The sequence below is a fragment of the Pedobacter hiemivivus genome, assembly GCF_004331685.1.
GTDB classification, from domain to species: Bacteria; Bacteroidota; Bacteroidia; order Sphingobacteriales; family Sphingobacteriaceae; genus Pedobacter; species Pedobacter hiemivivus.
In genome coordinates, this window is record NZ_SJSM01000009.1 from 109,526 (window position 1) to 127,787 (window position 18,262).

Annotated in this window: 13 protein-coding genes; 2 read left to right on the forward strand and 11 right to left on the reverse strand. The window is 40.1% G+C overall.

The genetic code is table 11. The features are described from left to right. Positions 1-21: 21 nt before the first annotated feature. The 5 genes from EZ444_RS15320 to EZ444_RS15340 all read right to left on the reverse strand — a co-directional run bounded on the left by EZ444_RS15320 (position 22) and on the right by EZ444_RS15340 (position 9,782). A complete protein-coding gene (locus EZ444_RS15320) occupies positions 22-1,434 on the reverse strand; it encodes a calcineurin-like phosphoesterase C-terminal domain-containing protein (RefSeq protein WP_131610028.1) in 1,413 nt (470 codons plus the stop codon). Between the two features lie 134 nt (positions 1,435-1,568). Then, positions 1,569-3,191: a DUF5689 domain-containing protein gene (locus EZ444_RS15325; protein ID WP_131610029.1), complete on the reverse strand. Its 1,623-nt coding sequence runs from the start codon at positions 3,189-3,191 to the stop codon at positions 1,569-1,571. 24 nt (positions 3,192-3,215) lie between these two features. After that, entirely contained in the window at positions 3,216-4,775 is a 1,560-nt protein-coding gene (locus EZ444_RS15330; protein WP_205945278.1) for a SusD/RagB family nutrient-binding outer membrane lipoprotein, read from the reverse strand. A gap of 12 nt (positions 4,776-4,787) precedes the next feature. Further along, positions 4,788-8,021, reverse strand: a complete 3,234-nt coding sequence (locus EZ444_RS15335; RefSeq protein WP_225874743.1) for a SusC/RagA family TonB-linked outer membrane protein — start codon at positions 8,019-8,021, stop codon at positions 4,788-4,790. 147 nt (positions 8,022-8,168) lie between these two features. Then, positions 8,169-9,782, reverse strand: coding sequence for a glycerol-3-phosphate dehydrogenase/oxidase (locus EZ444_RS15340; protein WP_131610098.1), 1,614 nt, complete (start codon positions 9,780-9,782; stop codon positions 8,169-8,171). Positions 9,783-9,981: 199 nt separating this feature from the next. On the opposite strand from EZ444_RS15340, the gene EZ444_RS15345 reads away from it, so the two are divergent. After that, positions 9,982-10,746, forward strand: coding sequence for a DeoR/GlpR family DNA-binding transcription regulator (locus EZ444_RS15345; protein ID WP_131610032.1), 765 nt, complete (start codon positions 9,982-9,984; stop codon positions 10,744-10,746). Positions 10,747-10,756: 10 nt separating this feature from the next. Here the strand turns inward: EZ444_RS15345 and EZ444_RS15350 are convergent, their stop codons facing one another. After that, positions 10,757-11,728: a polyprenyl synthetase family protein gene (locus EZ444_RS15350; protein ID WP_131610033.1), complete on the reverse strand. Its 972-nt coding sequence runs from the start codon at positions 11,726-11,728 to the stop codon at positions 10,757-10,759. Positions 11,729-11,802: 74 nt separating this feature from the next. Here EZ444_RS15350 and EZ444_RS15355 point away from each other — a divergent pair, with 74 nt between their 5' ends. After that, the gene (locus EZ444_RS15355) at positions 11,803-12,795 is read left to right on the forward strand and encodes an alpha/beta hydrolase (RefSeq protein WP_131610034.1); all 993 of its coding nucleotides are present in this window, start codon (positions 11,803-11,805) and stop codon (positions 12,793-12,795) included. On the opposite strand, the gene EZ444_RS15360 is transcribed toward EZ444_RS15355, so the two are convergent. From EZ444_RS15360 to EZ444_RS15380, 5 genes are all read right to left on the reverse strand, one after another. Further along, entirely contained in the window at positions 12,792-14,207 is a 1,416-nt protein-coding gene (locus tag EZ444_RS15360) for an MBL fold metallo-hydrolase (protein ID WP_131610035.1), read from the reverse strand. The genes EZ444_RS15355 and EZ444_RS15360 overlap by 4 nt on opposite strands. A 70-nt stretch (positions 14,208-14,277) precedes the next feature. Further along, positions 14,278-15,294: an asparaginase gene (locus EZ444_RS15365; protein ID WP_131610036.1), complete on the reverse strand. Its 1,017-nt coding sequence runs from the start codon at positions 15,292-15,294 to the stop codon at positions 14,278-14,280. Positions 15,295-15,296: 2 nt separating this feature from the next. Beyond that, positions 15,297-16,064 (reverse strand): TatD family hydrolase, encoded by a 768-nt coding sequence (locus EZ444_RS15370; RefSeq protein WP_131610037.1) that lies wholly within the window; start codon positions 16,062-16,064, stop codon positions 15,297-15,299. Between the two features lie 112 nt (positions 16,065-16,176). Next, complete coding sequence (locus EZ444_RS15375) at positions 16,177-17,181, reverse strand: FKBP-type peptidyl-prolyl cis-trans isomerase (protein ID WP_131610038.1); 1,005 nt, start codon at positions 17,179-17,181, stop codon at positions 16,177-16,179. Between the two features lie 65 nt (positions 17,182-17,246). Then, positions 17,247-18,257: a DHH family phosphoesterase gene (locus tag EZ444_RS15380; protein ID WP_131610039.1), complete on the reverse strand. Its 1,011-nt coding sequence runs from the start codon at positions 18,255-18,257 to the stop codon at positions 17,247-17,249. Positions 18,258-18,262: the final 5 nt, after the last annotated feature.

Below are 18,262 nucleotides of genomic sequence, written 5' to 3' on the forward strand. Positions count from 1 at the left end.
TCTTGTATGTTAAGATGATCCCTATGCATTAAGCGTGGTTGTATATTTCTCGCCGAAGCGATCTGTTGCAATCACTTTAATACTTTTTACTGAGGGACTAAAGTGGGCCATAAATAAATGATCCATCTTTTTAGGTTCTGCGAACGATCTTGTAACTGGCATCTTATCACCTTTATATAATTGCACGGCCAGTGGGTCAAAGCCCTTCTGCTGCTCAAGTGCGCCCATTGGTTTATCGTCTAAAAAGTACTCGACCTTCCATTCCGGGTCCCAGTTCCAAACATTGGCGATTACCCTTTTTTGATCAGTCAGCTCCTCTACGTACACGCTAACCTGCTTGGCTTTATCAAAGCCTGTTGATTTGTAATACCAACTCAAGTCGGTTCCATTTACCTCGTAAACACCATAGCCACGCGGAGTACCATCTTCGCAGATTGGCCCTGTCCACCATGCACCGCATACCGTTCCATGATTGTGCTCGTATATACCGTTTGTTATTTTATTGAGGTTATAATGGGTATGCCCAGACATGATGTGGACATTTTTATAGCCTTCTAGCAAGGCGTACAGTTCTGCATTATTTTTAACTGAGTTGTGTACAGGAATATGTAGATTGATCACCAGTAATTGATCTTTAGCAACATACTGAAGATCTTTAGCTAACCATGATAACTGATTTTCGCTAATATAACCATCATACAAACGTTCACTGCCCAGATAACGGACATCATCTAACACGACATAATGTGCTTTACCACGGTTAAATGAATAGTAAGTTGGTCCAAATACTTCTTTAAAGGTTTTGTCGGATGTTTCATCGCCACCCATTCTGTAATCCATATCATGGTTACCCAAGGCTTGGAAAAATGGAATCCCCATATCAGCTACCGCCTGGTTGTAATCTGGAAACAAAGCATGATTATCCCACACAATATCTCCAACACAAATACCATGGATCAGCGCATCAGGGCCCATTGATTTAACCAATTGCTGTACATCTGGCACAGCCGTATCCATCATTTCTCTTACATCTTTCTTAGATTTAACCTGTGGATCGGCCCAAATGATAAAGCTATGCTTACTATCATTCCTTTTAAGGGCTTTAAGCTTAAAATCATAGCTATTGCGACTACCTAAGGTTTCGTATTGCCTGGCTACGCTATAATCTGTTTTAAACTCGTAACCAGCAGGTGTACTCATAAAGATATTGGTAGCCCTATCATCGGTGGTAATGGTATACTTTCCTTTGGAATCTGTTACGACAACACTATAGCCATCAGAGATCACCACATTTGCAATTCCTCTTTTGCCATCGGATACTGTACCTATAAGGATTTTTCCTCTACTTAGTTTAGAGAAGGCATTGGTTTGTAAACTGATAAATGCGCCTCCTGTAATGAGGCCCATTGATTGTATAAAGGATCTTCTATTCATGTCCTGGGATGTAATAAGTTAGCATCATTAAAAAGAATAGCTTTTTAATTTGGTTTGGTTATGGTTCATAAATATTATGAAATAACCCTTTAGCCATTGTTACGATAACAATGGCTAAAGGGCTACAAGTTTTATTACAGTTGCGATCTTAACTTAGTTGGAAAAAGTTCTTCTGTTTTAACTACAACACCATTTTCATCTTTGAATTCACGTATCCATTTACTTTCGAGTGCCGAAGCCGGGGTGTTTTTTTCAAAGTCCAAATCAGTTTGAAACCTTGCTTTGCTCCATTTACCTAAAACATCATTATATACACCGCCTAACATATTCCATAATCCCTCATCGGCAGGTAGCGCATATTTTAAGTTCTTGGTATTCCCTAGCATTAAATAATAAGGTTGCGGTACATCAGTAATCGGATCTGCAGCATCATAAAAGTCATTATTTGCTACTCTATATCCTTGAGTAGATCCAGGATTGTAAAGATCCCCACCATTGTGAATAAATATAACATCAATAGGTAGCGTATTTTCGGTTACCGTGGTCCCTGTAAAAACTGCAATCCCCCATCCATTACCACTATTAGCCATCAAACCGCCAGTCTTAATACCAAAACCATCACCAGCCGTTGTTGTATAATTGAATGATCTAATCCATTTTAACGCAGAAGTACTTGTAGAGCCTGAACCATTTATAAATTTATTAGAACCCCCAACGTAAAAGTACTGACCCTTTACTACAGTACCAGAAGTCAAATTCATTTTGTAGGTTTTCGAGACGGTGGTTCCAGTCGTAACCAAGCTACCAGTTGCCCAACCTAGAGTAGGAAAACCCTGCGGAAGAGTTGCACCGGCATTATTGCTGACTACCACAGAAAATGGTGTAGTTGCAAAGTTAATATCTTTTGTTGCCAAAAACTGAATGTACTCGTAATTACCATCACCGTCTTCCACATCTGACATATAACCAGAGATAACCATCGCAGCAGGTGTTAAGGTTTTCTGGCGAACATCTTGCAAAGTCCGTATACGGGTATAAGGTGTAAGTCTTCCATCCTGACCCACGCTATTAAAAATTACCCCGGTGTAATTTGCATTCTGGTAAATTCCGGTCGCATTTGCAAAGGTAGCCGTTGCCGCTGTACGCATTAAAAAATTATCAAAACCGTCGTTGATCATTTTATCACCGCCATAGGTATCAGTAGGTACAGAAAGTGGTTCAAAACTGCCTTTTACAATAGTCACTAAGGTACTCTCATAATCCTCCGGTCGTGCCATGATGGCGGTACTTGTAGCACCTCTTAAAATTACAGGCCTATTGGCGGCCACCTTGGTTATAGCACTACTCGGCACCCCCGTTATTTGCAAAATACCGTCCCGTCTTGTGAGCACAGCACCTTCAATCTTAACATGTACAGAATCTCCAGGAACGTAATTGGCTGCATCTGCACCAATAGCAATCGAGATCCCCCTTACTGAATCGATTACCCCTACCGGGCGGGTATTTTGAATAACCAACAAACCTACCGGCATGTTACCACCAGAATGGTCTGAAACGACCAGGCCCCTAAGACTGGTCGCACTTCTCATGTTCTTAGTAGTTAATGTTACCTCAGCCCCCTTATATATTTTCCTCAAATCGAAATTAGAGATAAAGGTGCTAATTTCTCCACCTTCATAAGTGTCAGTATGTTTACACCCTGTCCAAATACTAACAGCGGCAATTAATATCAAGTAACTAATTATATTTTTTCTCATGATGCTGATATTTAATTTTTTAAATTATGGTTTCTGCCACCACATTTGTGTACTAATTTCATCTGGTCCCTGTGCTGCTACAGCATTTTTATAACCGCTTGGATTGGCCGACTGGCTAATTACCGGGTATTGCAATCTTGCAGGCATTACTTCTCCATTTGCTAATCCAGAACCTTTTGGTAAAATCGGATGTCCTGTCCTGCGGTACTCAAACCATTGTTGCATATCCACAAGGAACATGGCATAATACTTTTGCAATTGAATGAATTCCATTTTACTCCTTCCTGCCGGAGCATCCAATGCCATATTGTTATCCCAGTCAATATCCGCGCCTGTAATATAACTGGTAAACTTGGCATCTGTTACGCCTGTTGCCCATTTTGGAAGCCAATAATTGATACCATAATATATACCCTTATTGTAATACGTTTCTGCCGACCCAACGATCCAACCTTTAGCCGCTGCTTCTGCAAGAATAAAATTAACTTCTGCACAATTCATGATGATCCCAGTAAATTTATCTGTTTGCAAGGTGGTCACCTTTTGATCATCAGAGTAAAAATAAGACTGCTTAAGTAATCCCTCACCAACATCAAAACCACTAGGTACACCTACATAACCTGCTACAGCTTTAGCTATTCCCCATCTAGGAATATTACCTACGCCAAGAGTAGGGTTTAATGGTGGAAAGTTCCAACTCCTGATATTGTCGATAAAAAAACTAGTTATCGCAGGCGTCCTAAAATCAACAGGTCTGATGCTCACCATAAAAGGCGATGAATACACTGACGAACTACTATTGGTACCATTCCATAATATTTTAGCCGTATCATCATTGTCATTCATAATTGGATAATTAGCCGGATTGGTATCTACCATTTCTTTAATCTTTGCAATCACCGATGCCGAAACTTCAGCCTTACCCGAAACACGAAGTAATAACCTCAAATAAAGTGAATTTCCGAATTTACGCCACTTAGTCACATCGCCTTGAAATACCGGATCTCCTGTAGAAACGATAGCAACACCTTCGCTTAACAAAGTATTAGCTTCTTCCAATTTTTTAAACATCCCCTGATAGATATCTTTTTGCCTATCATAAGCAGGCTCTAGCACATCGTCCTTACCATTATTAGCCTGAGAATAAGGCACATCACCATAGGTATCAGTAAGTAAAGAATAAACCCATGTTTGTGTAATCAGAGAGATGGCCTGGTAAGATTTGTTAAGACTTTCTGGTTTACTGGCAATCTTACCCATATCTATTAAATTGGTCAACGGCGGATACCATGAATTCCATAGGTAATCAGCCCAGTTACGTCTAACGTCATACCTAAAAATCTTACCATCTGCATCACTGATATCAACAGTAACCTGCATCAATTCATTATTAAATGAGCGGTTACGTGACATATTCGCAGCCAACACATTCACCAATGCCGGAGCCAGTAGTTGATTAGGTGTAGATTCAGTTACACCAATTGGATCAGTATTTGTTTCTACAAAACCTTTGTCGCATGAAGAGAGTGAAGTCCCCAATACGACCAGGATTAAACAATTGATTTTGGTTATAATATTTTTCATTTTCATTTCAAATTAAAGGCCTACAACTAAACGAAATCCAAATGATCTGGTAGATGGCAATTGACCCGTTTCAAAACCGGTAACAATATCAGATCCTGCAAGGGTACCAAATTCCGGATCAAATGCTGGCCATGGAGACCAGATAAACAAATCACGAGCATAAACGCCAATGGTCAATTTATTGAAGTCAAGTTTCTTCAAGAAAGAAGACTTAAATGCATAAGTCAAATTAGCTTCTCTAAACTTGAGAAAGTCGGTACTAAAAATACTTCCCTCAGCCTGCTCAGAACCAAATACAGAGTTATAATAATTCGGTACATCTTTAGCAATTACGTCGTTAGGACGGAAAGTACCATCAGCATTTTGAACTACACCATTACCGATTATACCATTATAGCGACCAGGCAACGTACTTTTCAACTTACCAAGGTTACCCATACGTGAAGCTGTTAGTGAATGTGCAACTCCGCCCAACTGCGCATCAAACAAAGTACTTAAGCTAAAGCTTTTATAAGAGAAGGTATTGCTGAAACCAAATTTCCATTTTGGAATGGTATTACCTAGATAAATCACACCAGAAGTGGCCTTTGCAAAACCAGATTCTTCATCATAAATGATCTGGCCATCGGGTGAACGCTGGAATCCTATTCCATAAAGATCTCCCATACTACCCCCAATATTGGCTACAACTTGTCCACCTCCCAAAGCACCTGTTCTTAATATTACAGAACTATCCAACAATTCTTTAATTTCATTTCTATTTGTCGCGAAATTAAAGTTTACTGACCATTTGAATCCTTTTTTAACCTCGACCGGGATCGCGTTTATCGCAACTTCAAGTCCTTGGTTATCTACACGACCGGCATTGAATATCGCATGCGTATAACCGGTTGCACGATCAAGCTGTCGGGTCAATATTTGATTTTTAGTATTACCAGAGTAAACTGCTACATCAAAGCCTAACCTGCTTTTGAATAAGCGGATATCAGCACCTAATTCAATTGTAGTCGTTCTAAGTGGCAACAAAAAATAATTAGGTAATATCGTAGGATTTTGCAACGCATTGTCTGGATAAATACCGTTTGCCGCCGTGATATAATTGTAAGCCGTACGATATGGGGTTGTTGCCCCACTACCCACTTGTGACAGCGAGAATCTGAATTTCGCCAAATTAATTGATTTAGGCAGTTTAAAATAATCTGAGGCAATAAAACTTAAACTAGCCGAAGGATAAGGAGAAGACACTTTATTACCATATTTTGACGCCAGTACGCTATTCCAGTCTACACGATATGTTAAATCTAAATATAGATAGTTTTTATAGGCGAGGGACATCAAGCTATAAACACTGTTTATTTTATATCTGGCTGTATCCGGCACATAAATAAGTGGGTTCTCTGCATTTTCAAGTCTATAATCATTTGGTACGATCAATCCGTCTGCACGCTGCTCATTTTTATTATATACATTACTCAACATACTACCACCAACAGTGGTGGTAATCCTTAAATTCTTATTCACCGATTTATCATATCTCAACAGGAAATCTCCACTAATTTCACGTGTATTGATATTCTGCACGCGATATGAGCCATGTGCAAATTTACTCCCTGCAGCATCCCATGGACGCATTTGTTCACGTTCATCAAAAGCTTTATCAAGCGTTCCACGAAGCATTAAACTCCATTCTTTATTGAATTTATAGTTAGCCTGAATATTTCCAATATAACCATTACGTCTTTGTGTGTTCAAATATTGCTCTGAAATTGCATACGGACTTTCTGGGTTCGTGGTTGTAATATTCACAAATTGAGTAAATTCCTTACCTGGCACCCAGTAATCCTTGTACCACTCCACATTTACGTTAGGCTGCGCAAACATAAACCAATACATCAACGACTGGTTACCATAACCAGTTGCAGGTAAATTATCACTATGCTTATTGTTGTACATCGCCTTAAGGCTAATGTCTAGCTTTTCATTTACTTTGGTATTTGTAGACAAAGTTACTGAGGTACGATCATACCCGGTATTAGGTACAATCCATTGATTATCTCCATGACTGGCAGAAAAACGAATGGTCGTTTTTTTGTAGGTCCCATCTAAACTTACCGCATTATTAGTTTCCAAACCTGTTTTGAAAAACGCATCCATAGGGCCTTCATAAGCTCTCCAAGGCGTACGCTCTTTACCTACCTTTTTTGTAGCAGGGTCGTATTGGAAAAACATTTGTCCTTCAAAAGGAGCACCCCAGCTCGCACTGGTAGCATTCTGATTACTTCCATCTGCTGAGGCACCGTAAGAAAAATAACTTACACCCGCTAAGCCCTGCCCAAATTCATACTGAACATCCGGACCACGGTTAATTTGTTCGTATTTGGTATTTGACGTAAAAGTAATCCCCATCCTTTTCTTTTTTGAATTACCTGATTTTGTGGTAATAAGGATGGCACCATTAGCACCACGCAGGCCATAAAGTGCCGCAGCACCCGGGCCTTTCAGTACAGTAACACTCTCAATATCATCAGGATTAATATCACCCACACCACTACCAAAATCAGTTGGCTGATTGTCACCACCTGTTCCATAAGCACCACCTCCTGAAGCTGCAGTACGTCTGCTTCCGCTACTTATAACCACCCCATCAATAACGATTAATGCTTCATTATCACCAGTAAGGTTATTTTCACCACGCAAAATAATTTTGTTAGATCCCGCCGGTCCGCCGTTACGAACCAGATTTAATCCAGCAACCTTTCCAGACAATGCATCTGTCCAGTTACTCGAAACCGCTTCTGTTAGCTGAGTACTATCAACCTTAGTTACCGAATAACCCAAAGATTTCTCCTCGCGTTTAATACCTAAGGCAGTAACCACAACTTCATTAAGATCTGAACTTGAACTAGCCATGCTAATTGACATGGTGTTAGTTGCAGCTGTAACCATTCGTTTAACAGCTGTATAACCTAGCATGCTAAACGAAACTTCGGTTCCTTTCGCTACTTTCACACTGAAAGATCCGTTTACATCTGTTACGCCTAAAACTTTCCTTTGGCTATCTGAAATGGTAACGCCCGGTAAAGACTGACCGTCTCCAGCGTCTTTAACCGTCCCCTTTACAGTAACGATTTCCTGTCGAAACAGGTTCGTAGCCGACTGAGTTTCGGCCTGCAGCAACTGGGGCAATTGCATAAAAACCACTATCCATGCAAAAGCAAGGTATTTTAATGGTTTTTTAAATTGCATGTAGTTTGTAGAATTTCTAATCATAATGCTATTTAATTATTTGGTTAGTTCTTTTTGTTTTGCAACGTTTCGTTTCATTTCGACTAACTTTAATTCGCTGCAAATATCAAGTTTGCTATTTTAAGTCTATGTTAAGTCTTTATTAAATTAGGCGATAGCCTTTACCCAAGCTTCACCCCCATCTCCCTTCATTGGTAGCGGATATAATAGGTACTGCCTTACAAGTGCCGTAAAGCTTTCAACCTGCGCGTTTATCCATTGCTCATCCTTACCAAACTCTTCTGCCATTATACTAGCCACAGCCGGAGCAAGCATCAAAGCTCCCTTTGCATCCAGGAACAACAACCGCATCCTACGCGAAAGCACATCCTCAATGGTACGTGCCATTTCATTTCGAACCATCCAAACCACTTCCGCTTTCACATATTTAAAATCAGCACTTAAGGCTTCGCTTAGTTTCGGTTCTGCTTTTATTAAAGCAAGAATGCCACCAGCATCGGCGCCATACAATTCTAGATCTCCAGTCCCCATCTCAGCAAGGTATCCATGTATTTTAACATCTTGTGTAATGCATTTCTTTGCAGCCAGCTTTCCTAATTCAATTGCCTTATCCACAACATCCATAGCCATTCTGCGGTAAGTTGTCCATTTACCACCTGTAATGGTAATCAGTCCCGACTTACTAATAATTAACTTATGGCTTCTCGAGATTTCCTTTGTACTGTCGGTATCCTTACCTGGAGCCGCCAACGGTCTTAAACCTGCAAACGCAGCAAGCACATCATTTCTGGTAGGTTCTTTTGTAAGGTATTTCCCTGCAGTAGTTAATATAAATTCAATCTCTTCATTCAGCGGCTTAGGCTCTAAACTATGTTCATCTAAAGGCGTATCAGTTGTACCCACCAATACTTTTCCATGCCATGGCACAGCAAACAACACCCTTCCATCTGGAGTTTTAGGGATCATCAATGCACTACTCCCTTTTAAAAAGGAAGCATCCAGAACCACATGAGCGCCCTGACTTGGACGAACAATTGCCTTTCCTGACGGAACATCCATCTTTAAAATCTCATCCACAAAAACACCAGTAGCATTAATCACTACCTTTGCGTTTAGTGTATAGTTTTTATCCGTCTCCGTATCTGTAAAACTTACCCCATTTATATTTCCGCCGGTTTTTGTTAAACCAGTAACCTTAGTATAATTCAACAACACGCCACCATATTCCGCAGCAGTCTGCGCCAGGTTCAATGCCAATCGGGCATCATCAAACTGTCCATCGCTATAGCACACCCCACCAACCAAACCATCAGGTTTTAATCCCGGGATAGCTTTCAATACTTTATCGGCTGATAAAAACGTAGACTTCTTGAAACCGCTCTTTCCAGCCAGTAAATCATAAAGCTTTAAGCCAATCAGGTATTTATATTTTGATAACCAGGAATACAATGGTATAATGAAATCTTGATCTTTAACCAGGTGAGGTGCATTTTTCAATAAAAGCCCGCGCTCATGCAATGCTTCATAAACCAAGGCAACATCACCTTGCGCCAAATACCGAACACCACCGTGAACCAGCTTGGTACTCCTACTTGATGTTCCTTTCGCAAAATCAGATTGCTCCAGTAACAATGTACTATAACCTCTACTCGCGGCATCCACAGCAGTCCCTAATCCCGTTGCCCCACCACCAATAATGATAATATCCCAATTATTTTTTGCTTCTACTTGTGCTATGAATGATTCCCGATTAAACAACATTTCGTTTTTTTCCAATTTTTAAATAAAATTATTTCGCAATCTTTCGTTTACTAAAAAAATACAATAAAACGAAACTAAAGAAAGATTTTTATTATTAAAAACAAATTGACATATTTATTTTTTACCGTTAAGTTTGTGGATTAATTAATATTGCAGTTAAAAATTATGTTTATATTACTACTGCTTTACATATAGATAAATGATCAACATAGCCGAAAGACACCAATATATTTTAAATAAAATCCAAACAGAAGGCGCAATAGATGTGCAGTCGCTATGTAAAACGCTAGACGTTTCGTCTGTAACCATACGTAAGGATCTGAAACTTCTTGAAGACAAAAATCTTCTATACAGAACCCATGGCGGGGCCACATTGAACAACCCTTATACAGTTGATCGACCTGTAAATGAAAAGGAACATCTGCAATCGACAGAAAAGATGAGAATCGGAGCTGTAGCTGCAGATCTAATTGAAGACAACGATTCCATTATCATCGCCTCTGGAACAACTGTGCTGGCTATGGCGCGCTGCATCAAACCAAAAGGTAATTTAACTGTAATCACATCCGCATTAAATGTTGCACTAGAATTGTTGCACCATAACGATATTGAGATCATCCAGTTGGGAGGATTATTAAGGAAAAGCTCTTCTTCTGTTGCAGGACCTTATTCAGACAATGTTTTAGGCACAGTTTTCTGTAGCAAGCTGTACCTTGGTGTAGATGGAATAGATCTGGAATTTGGGCTTACTACTACTAATGCGTCAGAAGCAAACCTAAACAGACAGATGATTGAATCTTCTCAAAAAATAATTGTACTGGCAGATTCTACCAAGTTTGGAAAACGAGGCTTTGGAAGAATATGCGGAATAGAGGAAGTGGATCATATCATTACCGACAGCGGCATTTCTGAACAAATTAAAAAAGGACTGGAAAGTCTGGGGATTAAAGTTTCTATTGTTTAGGCTATATCAATTATTTCTTGCGTTCGGTGGTATACCGAACCAATTGCTCTAAGCCCGTCCTTGCATCGCAGGGCTCGAAGCTGTATAGAATATCGAAAGCTTCCTGCTGATATTGGATCATTTTCTCATTGGCGTAATGCACCCCATCTTTGGCATTCACAAAGTCGATGATCTCCTGTATCTTGGCGGGCTCATCGTTATGGTTTTTCACCAGACTAATGATTCTTTTCTTCTCTGCCTTATCGGCACGGTTTAACGCATAGATCAATGGAAGGGTAACTTTCTTTTCCTTAATATCAATACCGAGTGGCTTACCTACATCATCGGTTCCAAAGTCAAAAGTATCGTCCTTAATCTGGAAAGCGATCCCTACCTTTTCGCCGAACAACCTCATTTTCTCCACCGTCTCGTCATCGGCACCTGCCGAAGCAGCACCACAAGCACAGCAAGAAGCAATGAGAGAAGCCGTTTTTTGTCTGATGACATCAAAATAGAGTGCTTCGCTGATGTCCATCCGCCTTACTTTCTCGATCTGCAGCAACTCACCTTCGCTCATCTGTTTCACCGCTTCAGAAACAATCTGCAGTAAGCGAAACTCTCCATTGTTTACAGAAAGCAATAAACCCTTAGCCAGCAAATAATCACCTACTAAAACAGCAATCTTATTTTTCCATAAAGCATTAATCGAAAAGAAGCCTCTACGTTCGTAGGCATTATCAACCACATCATCGTGTACAAGCGTAGCTGTATGCAACAGCTCTACAAGTGCGGCTCCTCTATGGGTTGATTCTATGATTCCACCACAAAGTTTTGCGGCAAAAAAGACAAACATTGGTCTGATCTGTTTACCCTTACGTTTTACAATATAATGGGTTATGCGATCAAGTAATGGCGCATCACTATGCATCGATGCCTTGAACTTTTCTTCAAAGGCAGCTATGTCTGCGGCTATAGGTAGTTTTATCTGATTTATTCCTGGCATTCAGGTTAAAAAATATGTGTGCAAACATAAATTAAATATCTTTAAAAGCGTACTTTTAGTAAAAAGAGTTTATAATGAAAAAAGCATTTAAGGTCTTTATTGCACTTGTTTTAATCGGTACCATCGTTTATTTATTAGGTCCAAAGCCTAGACACCCCGAGTACAGCACTCAACTTCCAAATGTCCCTGCTCTTCCTCAGCTCGAAGACTACGTAAAACAGATAGAATCACGACACAAAATAAAGCCCGGTAACGAAGCCGAGATCGTTTGGGCGGACAGCACACAAAAACAACAATCAGATTACGCTGTGGTGTATCTACACGGCTACTCCGCCTCTAAAGCCGAGGGTAACCCTACGTACTTTTATCTTGCAAACCTATTACATGCCAATTTGTACCTTGCGCGATTAGCGGACCATGGAGTCGACACAGTATCAGCAATGGAATATTCAACACCCGACAGACTTTGGGAAAGCGCCAAACAAGCATTTGAAATTGGAAAAAGATTAGGCAAGAAAGTTATCCTAATCGGAACATCCACCGGAGGCTCCCTGGCGCTTAAGCTTGCTGCCGCCTACCCCGACGTCAACAGCCTTATTTTAATCTCTCCAAATATTGAAATCAACGACAAATTGGCGTTTATGCTAAATAATCCATGGGGTCTACAAATTGCGCGCCTGGTATTAGGTGGTAAAGAAAGATTAGCGAAAAATAAAACACCTGATGAAAAGAAATACTGGTACTCCCGTTACCGGATTGAATCCACGGTACAGCTACAAGAACTCCTGGAAACCAGCATGAATAAAGCAACTTTCGAAAAAGTGAAGCAAACTGTACTGCTACTCTATTATTATAAAAACGAAAAAGAGCAGGACCACGTCGTAAAAGTATCTGCCCAACTACGAATGTTTGATCAACTAGGCACACCTGCACAATTAAAAACCAAAGTTGCAATCCCTAATGGAGGCAGTCATGTGCTCGGCTCTAACATTACTTCAAAAGACATTCCCGCAGTGGAAAATGCAATAGGCAGCTTTGTTAAAAATACACTAAAGATACCAAGCTAAGCCTTCATGGCCTTAGAAGGACAAGCAAAATCCGTACGATTTAAACCTGTATTTTTAATCGCGCCATAACCTCCGGCAATATCTATCACCTGCTCAACTCCCCTTGCTTTAAGGATGGAAGCCGCAATCATAGATCGGTAACCACCTGCACAATGCACATAATAAGTATCGTTGTGGTCAATTTCAGTAGTCCAATCGTTGATATAATCCAATGGACGAGTCATAGTCATTTCCAAATGTTCTGATTCGTATTCGCCCGGTTTCCTTACGTCAAGCACCTTGATGGATGCATCCTCATTAACTATGCTTTCAAATTCTTCGGCTGAGATTGATTTAATTGTATCCACATCCTTACCAGCCTGATCCCATGCAGCAACACCACCTTCTAAATAACCAATCGTATTGTCGTATCCTACCCTTGCCAAACGTGTAATCGCTTCTTCCTCTTTACCTGCTTCAACAACCAGCAATAAAGGATGCTTTAAATCGGTAATCAATGCGCCAACCCAAGGGGCAAACTGACCATTCAAGCCTATATTTACAGCAGAAGGAACAAAACCTTTGGCAAATACTTGTGGGTCCCTGGTATCCAGAATTAAAGCTCCCGTTAAATTTGCCATCGCTTCGAACGCCTCCGGAGTCAAAGGTTTTAACCCTTTTTCGTAAACCTCATCAAAACTTTCGTAACCATTTTTGTTCATGGCGGCATTTTTAGCAAAATATTGTGGCGGAGGTAAAATGCCTTCCGTAACCTCTTTTACAAACTGCGCTTTCGAAGTTGCCTTAAGGGCATAATTAACTTCCTTCTGGTGACCTAAAGTATCAAAGGTCTCTTTACTCATGCTCTTACCACAAGCAGAACCAGCGCCATGCGCAGGATATACCAACACATCATCAGGAAGCGTTAATATTTTAGTATGTAAAGAATCGTACAAAGTTGCAGCCATATCTTCCATCGTCAGGTCTCCCTGCTGTGCCAGATCGGGTCTACCTACATCGCCAATAAACAAGGTATCACCAGTAAAAATACAATAAGATTTACCATCTTTATCTGTCAACAAATAAGTCGTCGATTCTGGCGTATGCCCAGGCGTATGTAACGCCCTGATCGTCAACTCACCAATTTTAAACTGCTCCCCATCTACCGCAACATGCGATTTGAAAGAAGTTTTGGCTGTAGGGCCATATACAATTTCAGCACCCGATTTCTCGGCCAGATCCACATGACCTGAAACAAAATCAGCATGAAAATGCGTTTCAAAAATATACTTGATTACAGCATTGTCTTTCTTAGCTTTCTTAAGATAAGGGTCTATCTCACGCAAAGGATCAATAATTGCAGCCTCCCCGTTACTCTCAATATAATAAGCCGCTTCTGCTAAACATCCCGTATAAATTTGCTCTATCTTCATTGCCTTCTTTATTTAACTACAAATTTAAGATTATAATACCCGCTCTAAAAACTAACACCAAAGTTTTACTTTAAGCCGTTAATTCTCCGCGAAGCGATTGCTCCATCAATTTCACTACTTCCTCATAGCTGTGCCCTTGTGCCATCAGGTACATGAGTTTAGTGATCGTAGCCTCGAAAGTCATATCATAACCACTTACCACACCCATTTCTTGTAGTTGCTTACTGGTTTCATATTTACCAAGCTCTACCGAACCACGCTGACATTGAGAAATGTCGACTATGATTTTACCGTTTGCTATGGCCTCTTTCAAACAATTGATAAACCACTCAGCAGTAGTTGTATTTCCAGAGCCAAAGGTCTCTAAAACGATCGCATCTACGGGAGAATGCGTAATCGCCATTACCGCCTGTTGCGATATACCAGGATACATTTTCAATACCCCAATGTTCGAATTAAAATCCAACAATACCTGCAATTCCTTCTCAGGCGGAGGTAAGATATAATTGTTAAAGAAATTTAAATGAACCCCGGCTTCAGCAAGTATAGGGTAGTTTGGAGAGCGGAAAGCCTCAAACTTTTCTGAATTGTATTTAATAGAGCGATTGCCGCGGAACAGCTGTGAGTCGAAATAGATACAAACCTCCGGAACTTTAGCTCTACCATGCTCTTTCATTGCCGCAATTTCAAGTGCAGTAATCAGATTCTCTTTGGCATCGGTCCTGATCTGACCAATTGGAAGTTGCGAACCGGTAAGTATAACAGGCTTACTCAGGTTCTGCAACATAAAGCTCAACGCCGAAGCGGTATAAGCCATCGTGTCCGAGCCATGCAGAATTACAAAACCATCAAACTCATCATATCTGGTAAAAATCAGCTTAGCCAACTCCGCCCAAATGTCAGGATGCATATTCGATGAGTCCATAATTGGATCGAAAGAATGGACTTCAAGCTCGTAATTCAATCTTGCCAGTTCAGGTACATTTTGTTGGATCTGCTTAAAATTAAATGGAATTAGCGTGCCGGTTTCGGTATCATTTACCATACCAATAGTTCCGCCCGTATATATGATAAGTATTTTGGTCATTATTAGATTTTAAAGATGCTGATGGAATTTGCTGTAGTTACAGCGGCTATTTCTTCTACGCTGGTTTCATATATTTCTGCTAGTTTTTCGGCAACGTGCACCAGATAGCTGCTTTCATTGGGCTTACCTCTGTAAGGCACTGGTGCCAGATACGGCGAATCTGTTTCCAAAACCAGCTTTGCTAAAGGCACTTGTTTCAATACCTCATCTAAACCAGAGTTTTTATAGGTAACTACACCACCTATTCCCAAATAAAAACCCAGCTCAATAGCCTTATTGGCTTGCTCCAGGTTTCCGGTAAAGCAATGTAAAATTCCCCTTAGGTCTTTGCCCTTTTCTTCTTCCAGAATTTCGAAGATCTCATCAAAAGCTTCTCTGCAATGAATCACTATTGGGAGCTCCATATCTTTGGCCCACTTAATCTGCTCACGAAAAGCCGCCTGTTGAAAAGGGAGTGTACTTTTATCCCAGTGCAAATCTATACCAATCTCTCCGATGGCATAAATATCTCTGTCTACCATGCGCTCGCAAATTTCATCCAACACCTCTTCATAATTCTCCTTCACATCACAAGGATGTAAGCCGGCCATTGCAAAGCAGTTGTTAGGGTATTTCTTTACCAGGGCATCAATTTTTGCGATAGATGCAACATCAACGTTAGGCAAAAACAAGCGTTCGATTTGATTGTCAAAGCAACGCTGCATCAGCTGATCTAATTTCTCCTCATCTGTTTCGTAATACAGATGCGTATGGGTATCGGTTAAAAGCATTGGCGAAGTTAATAAAAACCATCGGAGCTTAACAAATAAAAAACCCGGTCTGCTTATGCAGACCGGGTTCCTATTTCATCATTACCCAAATCAATGGGCAATACTATATTTATTATTTTGTTGGAGCAGGAGTTACAGGAGTAACAGTTGCACCTGGCTGAGCAACTGGAGCTGCAGATGGTTTTTTAATGTCACTTAACTCAACTTCAAATACAAGTGGAGAAAAAGGACTGATACCACCCTGAGGCATTCCACCTTCGCCATAAGCAAGGCTTGAAGGGATGATTAAAGTGATTTTTCCACCTTTACCGATCAATTGCAAACCTTCATCAAATCCTGGAATTGCTCTTCCTAAAGTAATAGGACGAGGACCATATTGAGCCATTGCATTGTGTTTACCTGATTCTTTAGCAACTTTCTCATCACTAGTATCGAAGATATTATCTTTACCGTCAGATTTTTTAGTTGTTAATTTACCAGTATAGTTAACCATCATTGTATCGCCTAAAGCAGGTTTTACAGCATCCCCAGGTTTGCTGATGATATATTGTAAACCAGAAGCAGTAGTTGTAGTTTTCAGGTTATTATCAGCAATGTATTTTTTGATTTTACCAGCTTCAGCGCCTTTCTTTTTCTCGATGCTAGCTTTGTAATCTTGTTCAAAGAAATCCCTTGCTTGTTTTTGGAAGGTAGAATCAGCTTCGCCAGCTTTTTTAGCCAACACTTTTTCTACTTTTATAGTAAACACAATGTATTTATCTTTTGTTCCTGGAGGTTTTGGTTGACCAGAACGAGCAGCCATGGTATCTAAATCCAATTTAAATGTAGCACTGTCACCTTCTCCGAACAATGTTAACACATCGTTCATATCACCTGCATATACTTTTTTAGCAACAGGAAAAACCTGAGGTTGATCCATATCCCATGTATTGAACATCACAGAATCCTTCTCACTTTTTTGGATAAAGTTTAATTTAACGATATCACCTTCTTTAATTTTTGCGCCTCCAGCATCTTTATGAATGATGTACGACAGGCCTCCCGGACCTTTTTTGTAGTTGTTACAAGCAGCTAGCCCAAGTGTCGCTGCGAAAAGAATTACTAGACCTTTCTTCATGTGGTTTTTTAAATTATATTTTTTTTATATGTTTATTTTCTAAATTCTGTTCAATAACTCCATCATTATTGAAACAGTTGGTTTTTATATTCTGGCAAAAGCGCTTTAAAGTCTGTCACTGTATCTACTAAATTTTTATCAGAATACCCGCCAGCAGCATTTCTATGCCCACCACCGTTAAAGTATTTCTTACAAATCTCGTTCGCAGGAAAATCTCCTGTGGAGCGCAAAGATAATTTAACTTTATCAGTTCTTTCAATAATAAACGCGGCCAATTTAACACCATTAATTGACAATGCATAATTCACTATCCCTTCGGTATCTCCTGTTACAATATTATATTTTTTTAACTCTTCTTTGGTAACAGAGATGATCGCCGCATTGAACTCCTTAATCACTTCCAGCTTCTCACTTAAACAATAGCCTAGAAAACGTAAACGGTTTTCGGTAGCGTTATCGTATACCAATTGGTGAATTCTCCAATGTTCGGCCCCCAAATCAATCAAATCCGCAGCAATACGATAAACCGCAGCATTTGCAGACTCGAAACGGAAAGAACCCGAATCGGTCATGATTCCTGTATATAAACAGCTAGCAATGTCTTTATTCATCAGCGCTCCATCCTGCAACTCATTTACAATAAAATCATAAACCAATTGCGCCGCAGCACAAGCACCTATATTCCAATGACGGTAATCATCAAAATCTTCAGGATCCAGGTGATGATCAATCATCAGCTTATAAGCATCAGATGCCCTCACCAATTCGCCCAATTCATTGATCCTACCAAGCGCATTAAAATCAAGGCAGAAAATCATCGAAGCCTCCGCCACCAATTTCGCCGAACGTTCCTGCTCATCGGGATAAATAATAACTTCGGCGTTATTAGGCATCCAATGCAAAAAGTAAGGATAGTCACTAGGCGTGATTACATGAACATGATGCCCCTTCTGAATCAGATAAGCATATAAGCCCAAAGACGAACCCATTGCATCACCATCAGGCTTATGATGTGTAGTAATTACAATTTTCTGTGGCGTAGCCAGCAAAGATTTTATTTCTGAAATAGATAGCATAATTT

What these genes read in the sequence shown, in the direction of transcription:
- EZ444_RS15320 (WP_131610028.1), bottom strand. Translation starts at nt 1,434, where the DNA reads ATGAATAGAAGATCCTTTATACAATCAATGGGCCTCATTACAGGAGGC.
- EZ444_RS15325 (WP_131610029.1), bottom strand. Translation starts at nt 3,191, where the DNA reads ATGAGAAAAAATATAATTAGTTACTTGATATTAATTGCCGCTGTTAGT.
- EZ444_RS15330 (WP_205945278.1), bottom strand. Translation starts at nt 4,775, where the DNA reads ATGAAAAATATTATAACCAAAATCAATTGTTTAATCCTGGTCGTATTG.
- EZ444_RS15335 (WP_225874743.1), bottom strand. Translation starts at nt 8,021, where the DNA reads ATGCAATTTAAAAAACCATTAAAATACCTTGCTTTTGCATGGATAGTG.
- EZ444_RS15340 (WP_131610098.1), bottom strand. Translation starts at nt 9,782, where the DNA reads ATGTTGTTTAATCGGGAATCATTCATAGCACAAGTAGAAGCAAAAAAT.
- EZ444_RS15345 (WP_131610032.1), top strand. Translation starts at nt 9,982, where the DNA reads ATGATCAACATAGCCGAAAGACACCAATATATTTTAAATAAAATCCAA.
- EZ444_RS15350 (WP_131610033.1), bottom strand. Translation starts at nt 11,728, where the DNA reads ATGCCAGGAATAAATCAGATAAAACTACCTATAGCCGCAGACATAGCT.
- EZ444_RS15355 (WP_131610034.1), top strand. Translation starts at nt 11,803, where the DNA reads ATGAAAAAAGCATTTAAGGTCTTTATTGCACTTGTTTTAATCGGTACC.
- EZ444_RS15360 (WP_131610035.1), bottom strand. Translation starts at nt 14,207, where the DNA reads ATGAAGATAGAGCAAATTTATACGGGATGTTTAGCAGAAGCGGCTTAT.
- EZ444_RS15365 (WP_131610036.1), bottom strand. Translation starts at nt 15,294, where the DNA reads ATGACCAAAATACTTATCATATATACGGGCGGAACTATTGGTATGGTA.
- EZ444_RS15370 (WP_131610037.1), bottom strand. Translation starts at nt 16,064, where the DNA reads ATGCTTTTAACCGATACCCATACGCATCTGTATTACGAAACAGATGAG.
- EZ444_RS15375 (WP_131610038.1), bottom strand. Translation starts at nt 17,181, where the DNA reads ATGAAGAAAGGTCTAGTAATTCTTTTCGCAGCGACACTTGGGCTAGCT.
- EZ444_RS15380 (WP_131610039.1), bottom strand. Translation starts at nt 18,257, where the DNA reads ATGCTATCTATTTCAGAAATAAAATCTTTGCTGGCTACGCCACAGAAA.